Source organism: Streptomyces sp. CNT372 (assembly GCF_000377145.1).
The window spans coordinates 1-14,949 of record NZ_KB897790.1 but is presented as its reverse complement, the minus strand read 5'-3'; the positions used below and the strand labels follow the sequence as shown (position 1 = coordinate 14,949).

Annotated in this window: 16 protein-coding genes; 10 read left to right on the top strand and 6 right to left on the bottom strand. The window is 71.9% G+C overall.

Features of this window, described 5'->3' with window-relative positions:
• Positions 1-125: 125 nt before the first annotated feature.
• Positions 126-2,372 carry a winged helix-turn-helix domain-containing protein gene (locus tag C593_RS30485; protein WP_078521883.1) on the top strand — a complete coding sequence of 749 codons (2,247 nt, stop codon included), beginning with the start codon at positions 126-128 and terminating at the stop codon, positions 2,370-2,372.
• On the opposite strand, the gene rpsD is transcribed toward C593_RS30485, so the two are convergent.
• The gene (rpsD, locus tag C593_RS0125015) at positions 2,360-2,974 is read right to left on the bottom strand and encodes a 30S ribosomal protein S4 (protein ID WP_018850070.1); all 615 of its coding nucleotides are present in this window, start codon (positions 2,972-2,974) and stop codon (positions 2,360-2,362) included. The two genes, C593_RS30485 and rpsD, sit on opposite strands and share 13 nt — an antisense overlap.
• Before the next feature lie 206 nt (positions 2,975-3,180).
• Here rpsD and C593_RS0125010 point away from each other — a divergent pair, with 206 nt between their 5' ends.
• Entirely contained in the window at positions 3,181-3,876 is a 696-nt protein-coding gene (locus tag C593_RS0125010) for a DUF2470 domain-containing protein (RefSeq protein ID WP_026278053.1), read from the top strand.
• An 89-nt stretch (positions 3,877-3,965) separates the two neighbouring features.
• Here C593_RS0125010 and C593_RS0125005 read toward each other — a convergent pair whose 3' ends face one another.
• Positions 3,966-5,333, bottom strand: coding sequence for a replication-associated recombination protein A (locus C593_RS0125005; protein WP_018850068.1), 1,368 nt, complete (start codon positions 5,331-5,333; stop codon positions 3,966-3,968).
• 113 nt (positions 5,334-5,446) lie between these two features.
• Entirely contained in the window at positions 5,447-6,127 is a 681-nt protein-coding gene (locus C593_RS0125000) for a vitamin K epoxide reductase family protein (RefSeq protein ID WP_486591182.1), read from the bottom strand.
• Positions 6,128-6,354: 227 nt separating this feature from the next.
• On the opposite strand from C593_RS0125000, the gene C593_RS0124995 reads away from it, so the two are divergent.
• Together C593_RS0124995 and C593_RS0124990 are read left to right on the top strand one after the other, a co-directional pair.
• Positions 6,355-6,765: a rodlin gene (locus C593_RS0124995; RefSeq protein ID WP_018850066.1), complete on the top strand. Its 411-nt coding sequence runs from the start codon at positions 6,355-6,357 to the stop codon at positions 6,763-6,765.
• Between the two features lie 329 nt (positions 6,766-7,094).
• Positions 7,095-7,331, top strand: a complete 237-nt coding sequence (locus C593_RS0124990; RefSeq protein ID WP_018850065.1) for a chaplin — start codon at positions 7,095-7,097, stop codon at positions 7,329-7,331.
• A gap of 86 nt (positions 7,332-7,417) precedes the next feature.
• Here the strand turns inward: C593_RS0124990 and C593_RS0124985 are convergent, their stop codons facing one another.
• Positions 7,418-8,392, bottom strand: a complete 975-nt coding sequence (locus C593_RS0124985; RefSeq protein ID WP_018850064.1) for a ScbA/BarX family gamma-butyrolactone biosynthesis protein — start codon at positions 8,390-8,392, stop codon at positions 7,418-7,420.
• A gap of 390 nt (positions 8,393-8,782) precedes the next feature.
• Between C593_RS0124985 and C593_RS0124980 the strand changes: the two genes are divergently transcribed.
• The 3 genes from C593_RS0124980 to C593_RS0124970 all read left to right on the top strand — a co-directional run bounded on the left by C593_RS0124980 (position 8,783) and on the right by C593_RS0124970 (position 11,132).
• A complete protein-coding gene (locus tag C593_RS0124980; protein WP_018850063.1) occupies positions 8,783-9,514 on the top strand; it encodes an HAD family hydrolase in 732 nt (243 codons plus the stop codon).
• On the top strand, positions 9,511-10,323 hold the full coding sequence (locus C593_RS0124975; RefSeq protein ID WP_051093784.1) for a glucose 1-dehydrogenase: 813 nt from the start codon (positions 9,511-9,513) through the stop codon (positions 10,321-10,323). Before C593_RS0124980 ends, C593_RS0124975 begins: the two co-directional genes overlap by 4 nt.
• Positions 10,324-10,472: 149 nt before the next feature.
• Positions 10,473-11,132: a ScbR family autoregulator-binding transcription factor gene (locus C593_RS0124970; protein ID WP_018850061.1), complete on the top strand. Its 660-nt coding sequence runs from the start codon at positions 10,473-10,475 to the stop codon at positions 11,130-11,132.
• A gap of 116 nt (positions 11,133-11,248) precedes the next feature.
• Here C593_RS0124970 and C593_RS0124965 read toward each other — a convergent pair whose 3' ends face one another.
• Positions 11,249-11,716 (bottom strand): hypothetical protein, encoded by a 468-nt coding sequence (locus C593_RS0124965; RefSeq protein ID WP_037747102.1) that lies wholly within the window; start codon positions 11,714-11,716, stop codon positions 11,249-11,251.
• Positions 11,717-11,849: 133 nt separating this feature from the next.
• Positions 11,850-12,488, bottom strand: a complete 639-nt coding sequence (locus C593_RS31100) for a TetR/AcrR family transcriptional regulator (protein ID WP_018850059.1) — start codon at positions 12,486-12,488, stop codon at positions 11,850-11,852.
• Between the two features lie 491 nt (positions 12,489-12,979).
• On the opposite strand from C593_RS31100, the gene C593_RS0124955 reads away from it, so the two are divergent.
• From C593_RS0124955 to C593_RS0124945, 3 genes are all read left to right on the top strand, one after another.
• On the top strand, positions 12,980-13,348 hold the full coding sequence (locus C593_RS0124955; RefSeq protein WP_018850058.1) for an acyl carrier protein: 369 nt from the start codon (positions 12,980-12,982) through the stop codon (positions 13,346-13,348).
• Positions 13,345-14,322 (top strand): 4'-phosphopantetheinyl transferase superfamily protein, encoded by a 978-nt coding sequence (locus C593_RS30475; protein WP_018850057.1) that lies wholly within the window; start codon positions 13,345-13,347, stop codon positions 14,320-14,322. Before C593_RS0124955 ends, C593_RS30475 begins: the two co-directional genes overlap by 4 nt.
• Positions 14,319-14,949, top strand: a 631-nt coding sequence (locus tag C593_RS0124945; RefSeq protein ID WP_018850056.1) for a carboxyl transferase domain-containing protein, incomplete at its 3' end; no start/stop codon positions are given. The genes C593_RS30475 and C593_RS0124945, both read left to right, overlap by 4 nt.

The following is a 14,949-nucleotide window of genomic DNA, read 5'->3' as shown; positions in this document are numbered from 1 at the left end:
TACCGACCCTATCGCGCCGGGAACCGCTCCCCGAACCGGATTACGGCCCCGGGCGCCCCCTTCCGCCGGGTCCCGGACAGGGGCGATTGTACGGAGTGCATACGCGTCGGTACGCTGCGTGCCCTATGGAGCGCTCACCCGGCCCCGGTGCCGCACCCGAACCCTCGTCCGGCCCCGCCCCCCTCCCCGGTCCGGGCCTCCTCCCCGCCGAGGTGAACCGGTTCGTCGGCCGCGAGGAGGAGGTGGCCGCCATCGGCGCGGCGCTCGGTTCCGCGCGGCTGGTCACGGTCGCCGGGGCGGGCGGGATCGGCAAGACGCGCCTCGCGCGGCGCGCCGCGGCCGGGCTGCAGAATCGGTACGCCGACGGGGTCCGCCAGGTGGAGCTGGCACCGCTGCGTGATCCCGGTCTGGTCGGGCACGCGCTGCTGGAGTCCCTCGGCGCCACCGACCACACGGACCGGCCGCCGCGCGAGGTCCTGCTCTCCCGCGTGGCCGGACTCGAACTCCTGCTGCTGGTCGACGGCTTCGAGCACCTGGTGGAGGAGTGCGCCGAACTGCTGGGCGCGATGCTGCGCCGGGCCCCCGGGCTCCGGGTGCTCGCGGCGGGGCGCCGGCCGCTGCGGCTGGCCGCCGAGTCGGTGCTGCCGCTGGGCCCGCTGCCGCCCGGGGACGCGGCGGAGCTGTTCGGTCACCGGGCGGCGGCGGTACTGCCCGGCCGGGCACCGGAGAGCGGGGACGAGGAGCGGGTGCGGGAGCTGTGCCGGCGGCTGGACGGCATCCCGCTCGCCCTGGAACTGGCCGCGGGACGGCTGCCCGCCCTGGGGCTCGCCGGGCTGCTGGACCGGCTGGACGACCGGTTCGCCCTGCTGACCGGCGGAGTGCGGGACGCCCTGCCCCGGCACCGGACCCTGCGGACCACGGTCGGCTGGAGCCATGAACTGTGCACGCCCGCCGAGCGGTTGCTGTGGGCACGGCTCTCCGTCTTCGCCGGCCCCTTCGACCTGGAGGCGGCGGAGTACGTGTGCACCGGCCCGGACCTCCCGGAGGATTCGGTCCTGGACGTGCTCGGGGAGCTGATCGCGCAGTCCGTGGTGGTGCGCGAGGACACCGAGGCCGGGGTCCGCTACCGGATGCTGGACACGGTGCGCGCGTACGGCGCCGACTGGCTCGATGCGCTCGGGGACGCCGAGCGGCTGCGCAGCCGCCATCGCGACTGGTACATGGGGCTGGCCACCTGGAGCGAGCTGGAGTGGTTCAGTCCGCGGCAGGCGGAGATCGCGGCGCTCACGGACAGCGCCCTGCCCAATCTGCGCGCGGCCCTGGAGCTGTGCCTGGAGCGCCCGGAGGAGGCGCATCTGGGCCAGCATCTGGCGGGGACCCTGTGGTTCTCCTGGGTGGGGTGCGGGCGGCTGGCCGAGGGGCGGCACTGGCTGGAGCGGGCGCTGGCGGAGGGGACGCGTTACGAGGACGCCCGGCTGAAGGCACTGTGGGTGCTCGGCTATGTCGCGGTCCTCCAGGGGGACGCGCCGGCGGCGGCCGCGGCTCTGCACGAGTGCGGCGAGAGCGCCCGGCGGACGGGGAACCGGGTCGCGGGCGCGTACGCGACGCACAGGCGGGGCTGTCTGGCGCTGCTGTCCGGTGACATGCCGCGGGCGGAGCGGCTGCTGCACCGTGCGCTGGAGGCGTACGACGAGGCGGGCGAGCTGAACAGCAACGTCCTGATGGGGCGGGTCGAGCTGGCGATGAGCCTGGTCTTCCAGGGCCGCGCCGGGGACGCGGTCGCCCTCTGCCACGAGGTGCGGGAGGTGTGCGAGTCCTTCGGGGAGCAGTGGACCCGGGCGTACGCGCTCTACGTCCTGGCGCACGCGGCCTGGGCGGGGCGGGAGCACGGGCGGGCCAGGGCGCTGCTGGTGGAGTGCGTGACGATCGACCACCGCTTCCACGACCTGGTGGGGCTGGTCCTCGCGATCGAGCTGCTGGCCCTGGTGACGGCCTCGGAGGGGGACGCGGTGGAGGCCGCGGTGCTGATGGGGGCGACGGCCCCGGTGTGGGAGTCGGTGGGGGTGGCGCGCTTCGGCTCGGCCCACTTCGGGGCGCCGCGCGCGCTGTGCGAGGAGCAGACGCGGGCGAAGCTGGGGGCGGCGCGGTACGAGGAGTGCCTGCGCACCGGCCGGGCGCTGTCGCTGGACGCGACGGTGGGCCGGGTGCTGGCCGCGCCCGGGGGCGTGCGGCCGGTACCGCCGCGGCAGCGGACGGCACCGCCTGCGGCCCGTGAGACACCTCAGCCCGCCGTCTCCCCACCGGGAACGGCGGGGAGACGGCGGGCTGAGGTGCTGCGGTGGGTACTGCGCCGGCTGGATCAGCGGGCGTAGTACTCGACGACGAGCTGCTCGTCGCAGATGACCGGAACTTCCTTGCGCTGCGGGTCGCGGTCCAGGCGGAACGCCAGGGCCTTCAGGTTGACCTGCAGGTAGCGGGGGGTCTCGCCGTCGGCGGCGAAGCCACCCTCGCGGGCCACCTGGAAGAGGGCCTTGTCACGGGAGCGCTCGCGGACCATCACGACGTCGTCGGGACGGACGCGGAAGGACGGCTTGTCGACCTTCTGGCCGTTGACCTCGATGTGGCCGTGGACGACCATCTGACGGGCCTGGTAGATGGTGCGGGCGATGCCCGAACGCAGGACCAGGGCGTCGAGGCGGCGCTCCAGCTCGATGACGAGCGCGTCACCGGTCTTGCCCTCGGCCTTCTTCGCGCGGTCGTAGGCGCGGGCCATCTGACGCTCGCTGATGTCGTACTGCGCGCGCAGACGCTGCTTCTCGAGCAGACGGACCTTGTAGTCCGAGTTCTGCTTGCGGCCACGGCCGTGCTCGCCCGGCGGGTAGGGGCGGGCCTCGAAGTACTTGACGGCCTTCGGCGTCAGCGCGATACCGAGCGCACGGGACTTCTTGACCTTGGGACGCGACTGGTTAGGCACGTTCTCCAGACCTCCGTTGTAGGTTAGGTTAGGCTTACCTTACTCAAGGAGATCGCATGTCTCGCCCTGGGAACACCAAGCGCATCACGGACAGCACGAAGAACGCCGACGCAGCGTCGGACGTCGGGGAGACGTCGTGCGTCGAGGTGACGGAGGTCCGATCAGCTCATGGTCAGCCGCGTCCCAGCGGGCTTGAAATCACCCGGATGCCGTCAGCAGCCGAGCGCACACGAACTCTCGTACAGAGTACATGCTCGGCCGTACTGCTCGTGCCCGGCGTCGAGACCGCCCTGCCCGGGGAGCTCGCTCCCCGGGCCCGTGCCGTGGGGCCCGACGGCGAGGTCTTCCTGCTCTTCCCCGCCGACTCGCCCGTCGTCCGGGCCGCCACCCACGCCCAGGACGACGAGCTGCCGGCCGTCCTGGAGATCACCGATGTGGCACCGGTCTCCGTCCCCAACCGTATCCGCGGCCGGGCCTGGGTCTGCGGCTGGCTGACCTGCGCCCCCGGCGTCGCCTCCGAGCCCGGTCTGATGATGCTCCGGCTGGAGCCGGGCGAGGCCGGCGTGGACGACCTGTGGGGCGCGGGCGGCGTCGAGCCCGAGGCCTTCGCCGCGGCGGACGTCGACCCGATCACGGCGTACGAGACCGAGCTGCTCCAGCACCTGGACGCCGGGCACTCCGACCAGGTGCAGGCCCTGTGCGGGCTGGTGGGCGACCGGCGGCTCGACGGCTCGGGCGCGGTGCGCCGGGCGGTACCGCTGGCCCTGGACCGGTTCGGGCTGCGGGTGCGGTTCACCGGCGAGCAGCCCTTCGACGCGCGCTTCGACTTTCCGGTGCCGGTCAGGGACATCACCGAGCTGCGCCGGGCGATGCACGCGCTCTTCGAGGCGGCGGCCTGCTGACGGTCCGGCCGGGTCTATCCGGCCCGCCGGCCCGGCGACTCCCCCCGGCGCCCGGCCCCGGGGCCCCCGTCGCGGGACCCCCGGATTCCTCAGGACGAGGGCGGTTTCGCCTCGCCGCGCAGCCGCTCCCGCACCTTCTCCACCACGTCCGCGTACCGGGCCTCCGCGCCGTAGCGCGTGGGCTCGTAGTACCGGCGGCCGTGGACCGCGTCCGGCGCGTACTGCTGGGCGGCGATGCCGCCGGCCACGTCGTGCGGGTAGACGTACCCCTGGGCGTGGCCCAGCTTGGCGGCGCCCTTGTAGTGGCCGTCGCGCAGATGGGCCGGGACCGGGCCCGCCATACCGCCGCGCACGTCCTTCAGGGCGGCGGAGATGGCGAGGGTCGCCGCGTTCGACTTGGGGGCGAGCGCCAGGGCGATGGTCGCGTGGCTGAGGGTGAGCGCGGCCTCCGGGAAGCCGATCATGGCCACCGCCTGGGCCGCGGCGACCGCGGTGGGCAGTGCGGTGGGGTCGGCGAGTCCGATGTCCTCGCTGGCCGAGATCATCAGCCGGCGGGCGATGAACCGCGGGTCCTCCCCCGCCTCGATCATGCGCGCGAGATAGTGCAGCGCCGCGTCCACGTCGGAGCCGCGGATGGACTTGATCAGGGCGCTGGCGACGTCGTAGTGCTGGTCCCCGTCCCGGTCGTACTTCACGGCCGCCCGGTCGACGGTCTCCTCGACGGTCGCGAGGCCGATCTCCTCCTCGCCCTTGTCGAGCGCCGCGCCCGCCGCGGCCTCCAGGGCGGTGAGCGCCCGGCGGGCGTCCCCGCCCGCGATGCGCAGCAGATGCCCGCGGGCCTCCCCGGCGAGCGCGACCCCGCCGCCGAGCCCCCGCTCCTCGGTGAGGGCGCGGTCCAGCAGGGCCGAGATGTCCTCGTCGGTGAGGGGTTCCAGAGTGAGCAGCAGGGAGCGGGAGAGCAGCGGGGAGATCACCGAGAAGTAGGGGTTCTCCGTGGTGGCCGCGATCAGGGTGACCCAGCGGTTCTCCACGGCGGGCAGCAGCGAGTCCTGCTGGGCCTTGGAGAAGCGGTGGATCTCGTCGAGGAAGAGGACGGTCTCCTTGCCGTATCCCCCGGCGGCCCGGCGCGCCCCGTCGATGACCGCCCGGACCTCCTTGACGCCCGCGGTGATCGCCGACAGCTCCACGAAACGCTTGTCCGTCGCCTTGGAGACCACATAGGCGAGGGTGGTCTTGCCGGTGCCCGGCGGCCCCCAGAGGATCACCGAGGAGGCACCCGCCCGGCTGCCGCCCGCGTCGCCGACGAGCCGGCGCAGCGGTGATCCGGGCTTGAGCAGGTGCTGCTGGCCGACGACCTCGTCCAGGACGCGGGGGCGCATACGGACGGCCAGCGGGCTGCTGGCCGGGTCCTTCTCCTGGCGGTCTTCGGCGGCGGCGGTGAACAGGTCGGGCTCCACGTCGTGAAGCCTATGCCAGGGGTCCGACAGTGCCCGCCGGGGACCGGAGGAGGTCCGCCGGCGGGCGCGGTCCGGTCATCGGAGAGCGTCGGCCGTCGGTGGGCGGTGGCCAATCAGGAGGTCCAGAAGTCCCACCAGCGGGTCAGGATCAGCATGCCGATGATCCCGATGTGCAGCACGGGCAGGACCCAGGTGAACTCCCCGAAGAAGGAACGCACCCCGGCGGGCGCCGGGAGCACCCCGCTGCGTACGTTGTGCGAGGTCACGTACCAGAACATGACGATGGTCCCGGCCCATGCCAGGCAGCACCACAGGCACAGGGCGTTGATCTCGTACAGGGACTGCTGCATCAGCCAGGTGCAGAACCCGACCCCGAAGAGGCAGCCGGCGTTCAGCCCCAGCCAGAACCACTTCCGGTACCGGGCCCCCGCGACCAGGCCCATGCCGATCGCGACGACCATCCCGTAGGTGACCAGCCCCAGCATCGGGTTGGGGAACCCGAACACCGACGCCTGCTCGCTCTTCATGATGTTCCCGCACGAGACCACCGGGTTCAGACTGCACCCCGGGGTGAACCCCGGATCCTCCAGCAGCCTGAACTTGTCCAGCGTGATCACCCACGCCGCCAGCAGACCCGCCGCCCCCGTGACCACCAGCAGCCACCCCAGCGCCCGGCTCGCCCCGACGGCGGCGGGGGGCGGGGTCCCCGGCCCGCGATGCCTGCTCCTTGCCCGGTTCTCGTGCCCGGTGGACACCGAGGGCCCCGATCCGCTCGCACCCGCCGTAATTGTCATATTGAATTCACCGCTCGTTCGACTCGATGGATTCGCCTATTGTGCCGCACCCGCCAACCGCCCAAGGCGCGAAGAATCCATTCACCTCCCCGGCCGATCGCGATAGCCCCACCGGCGCAATTCGAGCACGTTGCGGCAATCGGGTGAACCCCCGAAACCAAACCCGGCCGCGTCAGTTGATCAGGCTGCACCGCGTTCGCGCGTTCATAACGAAAAGGGACAAGTAAGTGATCAAGAAGATTCTGACGACGGCCATGGTCACCGCTTCCATGGTGGGTGCCGGCGCGGCCATGGCCCCGCAGGCGCTGGCCGTCGGCGACAACGAGGGCACCTTCTCCGCGAGCGGCAACGGTGCCTCGCAGGCCTACGGCAACGCCGCCACCCACGGCGACATGAGCCCGCAGATGAGCCTGGTCCAGGGCTCCCTGAACAAGCCCTGCATCGGCCTGCCGGCCAAGGCCAACGTGGGCTCCCTCGTCGGCCTGGTGCCGATCGCCGTCCAGGACATCCCGATCCTGTCGGCCCCGCAGAACCAGCAGTGCGTCGAGAACTCGACCCAGGCCAAGGGCGACGAGCCGCTGTCGCACATCCTCTCCGACATCCCGATCCTGTCGGAGAACGGCGCCTCCGCGCGCTGAACCCGGGCCCGCTGAGTCACGGGCCGGAAGGCACCCCCGTGCGCGCTTCGCGCACGGGGGTGCCTGTATGTCCGGAATCGAGTTCAGCCGCCATCGCACGGACCTCCCGAATCGACCGCTCCACCGAATCGTCCGACGGATTCCGCCAGCCGGTTCGAATCTTTGCCGGTGGGGCATGCGAGTGACTTTTCGAACCGCCTGCCACCAAGCGGTTTCCGAACGGGAAGCCCCTCGTTACCAGTTACGCGGGGGCGCACGCCCGCACATTCCGCCGGGAGTGCACGACACGAAAGCCGTGCCGCGCACCGCGCCCTGCTGAAAGGATCGAAATGAAGCACATGAAGGCTGCTGCCGCCGTCGTCGCCGGTCTCGCCCTGGCGTTCGGCGGTGCCGCGCCCGCCATGGCCGACGCCGACGCCCACGGTGCCGCCGTCGGCTCCCCGGGCGTGCTGTCGGGCAACCTCATCCAGGTCCCGATCCACATCCCGGTGAACGTCTGCGGCAACTCGGTCAACGTGATCGGTCTGCTGAACCCGGCGATCGGCAACACCTGCATCAACGACTGACCCCGCGCGCCCCCGGGCGCGAACGGGTGGAGCCGGGCCTTGTTCCAGGGCCCGGCTCCGTCGCGTTCCGCCGCTGTTTCGTCGGTTCAGCCCGCCGGGTGGGTGGTGACGACGCACTCGAAGGCGAGGGCGCCCTCCTGCTCGACCGACACCCGCACCAGGCCGGCGCCGCCCGCGCCGCCGGAGAGGGACACGGCCTCGACCCAGGCGGGGGCGTCCAGTTCGACGTAGCGGTGGAAGGACGATTCCATCCCCACGGCCAGCACGGGCGCGGGCCCCTGGAGGGCCTGGGCCGCCTGCCGGGCCGCCTCCAGCAGGAGCATGCCGGGGGCGTGGTCGTTCGGGTGGTCGAACACGATGGGGTGCATGGTGTCCACGCGGAGCTGCCAGTGGCCCTCCGCCGCGGTCGGCGCCAGCACCACGTCGTGGCGGCGGTCGCGACCGACCAGTTCGGGGCGCACCGGGAGCGGCAGTGCGACGGCGTCCGCCATCGCCGCTTCCGCGTCCGCGTACGCCCCGCGCAGTCTTCGGTACAGCGCCCGGCCGTGGTTGGTGAAGGAGGTGGTGGCGACGGCGAGCCGGCGGCCGTCGCGGGTGGCCGTCACCTCCATCCGCATACTGCGCATGGCCCCACCCCGGCGCTCGATGTCGGCGCAGCGGATGTGCAATTCGACGGAGGCCGGGGTCGACTCGGCGCGCAGCGCCTCCGGTTCCAGGGCGACCCGCAGGTTCTGCCATATCTGCTTGTGGTCCATCGGCGCGTCGAAGACCGTGTGGGACAGCAGCGGGACGGTCTGCCGCAGGGTCTCGCTGAACAGCAGCGGATCGTGGTACCCGGCCACCGGTCCGTAGAAGCAGTGCCCCCGGGGCCACTGCGCGGTGACCGTCCACTGGTCGGGTCCGCTCTGCCGCCAGCCGGTGAGGAACACCTCGGCGACCGCCGCGCGGTGCACGTACTCCCTCGGGACGGTCATGGTCAGGGACGGAACGGCGGGCAGTGCGGCGGCGTGTGGAGCCTGGCTGTGCGTGACTGTCATGCCGGCATGCACAGAGGTGGTCATTTGCCTCTCCCCAGGGCGAAATGGAGCACGATGCGCGAACGAGTGCAGGTCAAGTACAGGTGGAACGAGCCTCGACGCAGAGCTGCGTCGCTCGCCATAAGATACTGACTGTACGGTTTTTTTGCTAGCACCTTCCGGGAGCAGACCGGCCGTCCCGGGCGGGACATCCAGTCGGGCGCACAGCGCCCTCACCCCTTCCCACCTGGCCGTTTGCCGTGTTTTGAAGACGAGTTGACGCACCTTCAGGCCACGGACGCCAGGATCGGGCCGACCGGCAGAACCCGGCCACTTGGTCCACGATCCGAGATATGGGCCATAAATGCATGGACCATCCAATGGCCTGGGGGCCAGTATCTGGACCATCGGTCTGGTTTATCGAGAGGAACTCGCATGAGCGAGCAGCTCAGCACGCTGCGTCTGGCCGCCCTCAACATCGACGGCGTGCTCCTGAACGACACCTTCAGCCCGGTCATCCACCGGTTCGTCACCCGTCGCGGGGCGGACTACTCCGCCGGACTGGAGCGCCGGATCTTCTCGCAGCCGCAACTGGTCGCGGCCGCCGTGCTCGCGGAGGCCACCGGCATGAGAACCACCCCGGAGGAGACCATCGCGATCTACCTGGAGGAGCGGGAGCTCTACACCATCGAGCACCCGGTGCACCTCCTGGACGGCGCGGTGGACCTGCTCCTGCGGCTGCGGGCGGCGGGCCTGCGGACCGTCTGCTACGGCGGCCTGGACGTCTCGCACTTCGAGCGCCATCTCGGCCACCTCGGCGAACTCTTCGACGGTCCCGGCTATGTGTGCACCAACGACATCCGCCCGGGCATCCGCGAGATCACCGAGCTGTTCGGACTGGAGCACAGACAGGTGCTCTTCGTGGACGACGTGGCCCGGGTGGCCGAGCAGGCGCGGGAGCTGGACGTGCCCTTCGTGGGCCACCCCAGCACCTTCCCGCACGGCTTCCAGCGGCAGCTCATGACGGAGGCCGGGGTGCGCCACCTGGTCGGCTCGCTCGACGCGATCGACGGCGAACTCCTGCGCAGGATCGACACGGAGGCCGCGGCCGGCACGGTCTGGACCGCCCTGCGGAGCGGCGGTACGCGGAGCGGGCTCGCGGCATGACCGTGACGGGGGGGATACCGGTGGGGTCACCGGCAGCGGGGGTGCCGGCGGGGGGACTGCTGGCGGGGAAGGTCCTGCTGATCACGGGTGCCAGCAGCGGTATAGGCGCCGCCGCGGCCCGGGTCGGCGCGGCACACGGCGCACGGCTGGTCCTGATGGCCCGGCGGGCCGCGCAACTGGATTCTCTGGCGGTCGAGTTGCGGGACAAGGGTGCCGAAGTGGCCTGCGCGTCCGGCGACGTGACCCGCGCGGAGGAGGTGGCCCGCGCGGTGGACCTGGCCGTGGACCGCTACGGCGCGCTGCACGCGGCCTTCAACAACGCGGGCGCGGTGCGCGAGCCGCTGCCGCTGCACGAGACCCCCGACGCCGACTTCGACGCCGTGCTCGACGTCAATCTGCGCGGGGTCTGGCTGTGCATGAAGTACGAGATCCCGGCCATGCTCGCGGCCGGCGGCGGGTCGATCGTCAACAACAGCAGTGTGGCCGGGCTGCGCGCCACCTCCATGGGGGCGCCCTATGTGGCGGCGAAGCACGCGGTGCTCGGGCTGACCCGGTCGGCCGCCACGCAGTACGCGCCCGCCGGGATCCGGGTGAACGCCCTGGCCACGGGCCTGACCCGGACCGAGATGGCGGAGTCTGTCTTCGCCCGCGACCCCGGCGCCGAGGAGCGGATGCGGCGCCGCAACCCGCAGGGCAGGGCGGCGGATCCCGAGGAGGTGGCCGAGGCCGCCGCCTTTCTCTGCAGCGACCTCGCCGGGTTCGTGACCGGCACCGTCCTGGCGGTGGACGGGGGTGCGGGGGCGTGGTGACGGTGAGCAGCGGGGGTGACTGGCCGCGTCCGGGTTGATAATGTACTAGGCATCCGGTTTCTTTTTCTTTCCCGGTGGGCCGCTCGGCCGCCGGTATGTACGCACCGCTTCAGCCGAAGGGGGCGGCGTGGTGCGGTGGGAGGTCGTCAATGGCACAGCAGTTGCGCGGGATCAGGACCCGCCGAGCGATCCTGGACGCGGCGGCGGAGGTCTTCGCGCAACACGGCTACCACGGGGCGAGCATCGCCGAGATCCTGGACAGGGCCCAGGTCACCCGGGGCGCCCTGTACTTCCACTTCGCCTCCAAGGACGAACTGGTGCAGGGCATCTTCAACGAGCAGGTGGGGGGCCTGGGTTACCCGGAGCGCATGTACAAGCTCCAGGAGCTGGTGGACTCGGCGATGGCGCTCGCCTGCCGGCTGCCGCAGGAGACCATGCTGCGGGCGGGCGCCAAGCTGGCGATGGATCCGCGGCTCCAGCAACTGGCGGGCGGCGGGCCGTGGGACGCGTGGGCGGAATCCTTCGCGAAGACGGTGGCCGAGGCGAAGGAGCAGGGGGAGGTCTTCCTGCACGTCTCCCCGCACGGTCTCGGCCACTTCCTGGTGAGTTCATGGATCGGCGCCCAGGTCGTCTCCCAGGTCAAGTCCGGCTGGCAGGACCTGGAGGAGCGGATCTCGGTGATCTTCGGCTACACCCTGCCGTCGATCGCGCTGCCGGCCGTCCTCGCGCAGATCGACTTCGCCCCGGACCGCGGCACCCGCGTCCTCGCGGAGGTCCGCGCGCACGAGACCCCGGAGACCGTGCAGTGACGCCGGCGGCGGCCTGACCGGCTGCCGGCGCCGCCGCCGGTTCAGCGGGCCCGCCCGTCACCCGTTCCGAGGGGCCGGGGGCACGGCGGGTTCATCGGGCCGGGGTCACCGCCGGTTCAGCGGACCAGCGCCGACGCCCGCGTCACGAAGGCTTCGATCGCGTCCCGCGCCCGGGAGTCCAGGGAGTCCCGGGCCTCCTGGTCCTCCGCCGTCGACACGTCCCGGGTGCAGCCGTAGGCCCGCTCGGCGGCGAGGACCACGTCCGGGTCACCGGTGAGCAGCTTGACCCGGTAGAGCGCCTGCCGTGTCAGGGCCCGGAGGCGGTGTGCCTCGTCGCGGGCGGCGACGAAGGCCTCGCCGTCCGGGTCCTGCACCTTCTGGTACCAGCGGCCCGCCTGGCCGTGGCGGTAGTCCTCCACGGCCGAGGCGAACGCGGTGCAGGTGGCGATGCGCTCCTGCCGGAGCGCTTCGGCTCGGGCGAAGAGCTCACCCCGCCGTGACGCGCTGCGCTGGAACAAGTGCGTGATCACGACGCCCGTCAGCGTGCCCCCGACCGCCACCGCGCTGGTCCATATGGCTTCCACGGGCACCAGGTGATCATATGATCCGCCGTCACGTCACGGCCCTCACCCGCCGGGCCGGCGCCCTCCGCCGGTCACCCGGCATTCTCCGTCGGTCACCCCGCACCCTTCCCGGTCACCCGGCATCCTCCCCCGGTCAGGAGACCGCCGTGGTGCAGTGGCCGTCCGTGCGGAAGCTCCAGGGGTGTCCGGCCGGCGCCAGGGCGGGCAGCAGGGCCTGCCAGACCTCCGCGAGCCAGGGATCCCGGTCGCGGGTGCCGGGAGAGTCCTCGGGCCCCACGGCCTCCTGGTGGACGACCAGGGCGAGCGCCAGCTCCACGAGGGCGTCCACGGCCACTTCCGGGCTGAGGCTGCCGTCCTCGCGGGCGCGCTGCGCGGAGGCGTGCAGGGCGTCCCGCCAGACCGACCGGCAGTTGAGCGAGGACTCCGGCGCCGTCCCCCGTTCCCGGGCGAGGCGAAGTGCGGCCCGGGTGAGGAAGTCGGTGGCCAGCCGGTTGGCGACGGCGATGCTCATGTCGACGACCGTCTGCAGTCCGGGCACCTCCCGCCCGGCGAGGTCGTCGAGTTCCGCGCGCGCCCGGGAACAGGCCAGCTCCTGGACGGAGTCCGCCAGATCGGGCTTGCTGCTGAAGTGGAACGACAGGGCGCCCTTGCTCACCGCCGCCAGATCGCTGATGGCGACGAGAGAGGTGCCCTCGTAGCCCTGGCGGTCGAACTGGTGGGCGGCGGCAAGGAGCAGGGCGCTGCGGGTCTCCTCTGCTCGCGCTTGTCTCATGGGGCGGCTCATCTCGCGTTATGTGCAGTGCGCAGTTTTCGATCCGGATCAGGTTAGGAACCGTCGCTTCCGCACGTCAACGACTGTGACGGAAACATGGCGTCCCGGGAGCACGGCCGACCGGATCCCTGCGGACGGCGCACGCTCTCCCCAGAGAACCAGAACAAGGGGAATTACTCCTTCTCCCCGTCACCATCGGCCGGTAATCGGGCGGTGTTTCACCGGCTGGTAACCGCCGGGAAAAATCGACGCTTAGCCGGTGCTTGATGGGCGGTTATCGACCGCTTCCGACCGAGTCTTGACTGGTCAGACACCAGTCGAAAAGCTGTTCAGCAGACCTTTGGACCATTCCCGAGCGGTTTCCGGCCCGGCTTCCCCCGCCACCCGGTGAATTCTTCGCACCACCCGGGACGGCGCCCGCCGCACCACACGCCGCCGCGTAAAGAAGGCCCGGAATGCTCGTGACCACCCGAACGGAAAGAGGTGTGACAATGGCTGAAAAGCCCATTCCAGATCTTCTGGAACGCCTGCCCGATCTCGCCGAACTGCGCGCCGCAGGCAACGAACTGCGCACCCGTATGATTGCCGACTACATATGCCGGGAACTCGAACGTTTTCTCGATGTCCCGCCCGCGCACCGGCTGAGCACCAGCCGCCCGCTGCGCACCCAGGGCGTCGGGTCGATCACCGCGCTCAAGCTGCGCCGGATGCTCGAACTCGCCCTGCGCATCGATGTACAGGCGACCGATCTGCTGCGGGACGACACCGTCGAGGAGGTGGCCGCCCTGCTCGCCGGGCGCCTCGGCCCGGTGACCGGTCCCGGCGCGCGGCTCGCCGGGGCGGGCGTGCACCGGCCATGACCCCGTCCCTGCCACCCGCCGTCGCCGACCGGGCCGCCCCCGGCACGGCCACCATCACCGTGACGGACGGGGACCTGCACCTGTGGTCCATGCGCCAGCCGTGGACCGACGACGGCCCCGAGGCCATGGTGACCTCCGAACTCGACGAGGGCGAACAGGAGCGCGCCGCCTCCTTCGTGCAGCCCCACGACCGGCTCCTGTACCTGTCGGCGCATGTCGCCCTGCGCCGGCTGCTGGCCGCCTATGTGGGCGTGCCGCCGCGCGAGGTGCGCCTCGGCCGCGCCCCCTGTCCCGGCTGCGGCGGGCCGCACGGCCGCCCCGTCGTCCTGGACGCGCCGACGCCGCTGCACTTCTCGCTCTCGCACAGCCACGGCCTGGCCGTGTTCGGGGTGGCCACCTCGCCCGTGGGCGTGGATGTGGAGCAGGTGCCCTCCCGGGAGACGGCCGAGCTGTGCATCCCCACGCTGCACCCCGAAGAGCGCGCGGAGCTCGACGCGTTGCCCGCCGATGAGCAGCCGGTTGCCTTCGGCAGACTGTGGACCCGCAAGGAGGCGTACCTCAAGGGCATCGGCACCGGGCTGAGCCGGGACCTCGCCGCCGACTACCTCGGCGAGCGGCGGGGGCCGGGCGCGCCGGAGCGTCCGCCGGGCTGGATCGTGCGGAGCGTGCCCGGCTACCCCAGCCATGTGGCCGCGGCGGCCCTGCGCACCGACGCGGACCACTGCACCACGGCCCGCACCCTGCCGACCGCGTGCCTGTACGCCGAGGACGCCACCGATCTGCTCGCCTCCGCCAGGGAGCGCGTCTGCGCCGTGCTGCCGGCCGAGGGCACGGCGCCCGGGAACGGAACGAACGAGAACGCGGCGTACGAGAACGCGGCGACCCGTGGCGGAACGACCGGGAACGGAACGAACCAGAACGCCACGACCGGTGGCGGAACGACCGGGAACGGAACGAGGGAGGAGCACCGATGACGACCGCCGCGACACCCACCACGACGGACCGGCTGCACGAGCTGGCCGCACTCAGGGAACGGGTCCACGAGGGCCCGGACCCGCGGGCCACCGAACGCCAGCACGCCAAGGGCAAGCTGACCGCCCGGGAGCGCATCGAACTCCTCCTGGACAAGGGCAGCTTCACCGAGATCGAGGCCCTGCGCCGCCACCGGGCCAGCGGTTTCGGCCTGGAGTCCAAGAAGCCGCACACCGACGGTGTGATCACCGGGTGGGGGACGGTCGAGGGCCGGACGGTCTTCGTCTACGCGCACGACTTCCGGATCTTCGGCGGTGCGCTGGGCGAGGCCCATGCCACCAAGATCCACAAGATCATGGACATGGCCATCTCGGCCGGTGCGCCGCTGGTCTCCCTGAACGACGGCGCGGGCGCGCGTATCCAGGAGGGCGTCTCGGCCCTCGCCGGGTACGGCGGGATCTTCCAGCGCAACACCCGTGCCTCCGGGGTCATCCCGCAGATCAGCGTGATGCTCGGCCCCTGCGCGGGCGGCGCCGCGTACTCCCCGGCCCTCACGGACTTCGTGTTCATGGTCCGCGAGACCTCGCAGATGTTCATCACCGGCCCGGACGTCGTCAAGGCGGTCACCG

Bases quoted from the DNA above. Each gene is read 5' to 3' on its own strand.
- C593_RS30485 (WP_078521883.1), top strand. From the start codon at position 126: ATGGAGCGCTCACCCGGCCCCGGTGCCGCACCCGAACCCTCGTCCGGC.
- C593_RS0125010 (WP_026278053.1), top strand. From the start codon at position 3,181: ATGCCGTCAGCAGCCGAGCGCACACGAACTCTCGTACAGAGTACATGC.
- C593_RS0125000 (WP_486591182.1), bottom strand. From the start codon at position 6,127: ATGACAATTACGGCGGGTGCGAGCGGATCGGGGCCCTCGGTGTCCACC.
- C593_RS0124990 (WP_018850065.1), top strand. From the start codon at position 7,095: ATGAAGCACATGAAGGCTGCTGCCGCCGTCGTCGCCGGTCTCGCCCTG.
- C593_RS0124985 (WP_018850064.1), bottom strand. From the start codon at position 8,392: ATGACCACCTCTGTGCATGCCGGCATGACAGTCACGCACAGCCAGGCT.
- C593_RS0124980 (WP_018850063.1), top strand. From the start codon at position 8,783: ATGAGCGAGCAGCTCAGCACGCTGCGTCTGGCCGCCCTCAACATCGAC.
- C593_RS0124975 (WP_051093784.1), top strand. From the start codon at position 9,511: ATGACCGTGACGGGGGGGATACCGGTGGGGTCACCGGCAGCGGGGGTG.
- C593_RS0124970 (WP_018850061.1), top strand. From the start codon at position 10,473: ATGGCACAGCAGTTGCGCGGGATCAGGACCCGCCGAGCGATCCTGGAC.
- C593_RS31100 (WP_018850059.1), bottom strand. From the start codon at position 12,488: ATGAGACAAGCGCGAGCAGAGGAGACCCGCAGCGCCCTGCTCCTTGCC.
- C593_RS0124955 (WP_018850058.1), top strand. From the start codon at position 12,980: ATGGCTGAAAAGCCCATTCCAGATCTTCTGGAACGCCTGCCCGATCTC.
- C593_RS30475 (WP_018850057.1), top strand. From the start codon at position 13,345: ATGACCCCGTCCCTGCCACCCGCCGTCGCCGACCGGGCCGCCCCCGGC.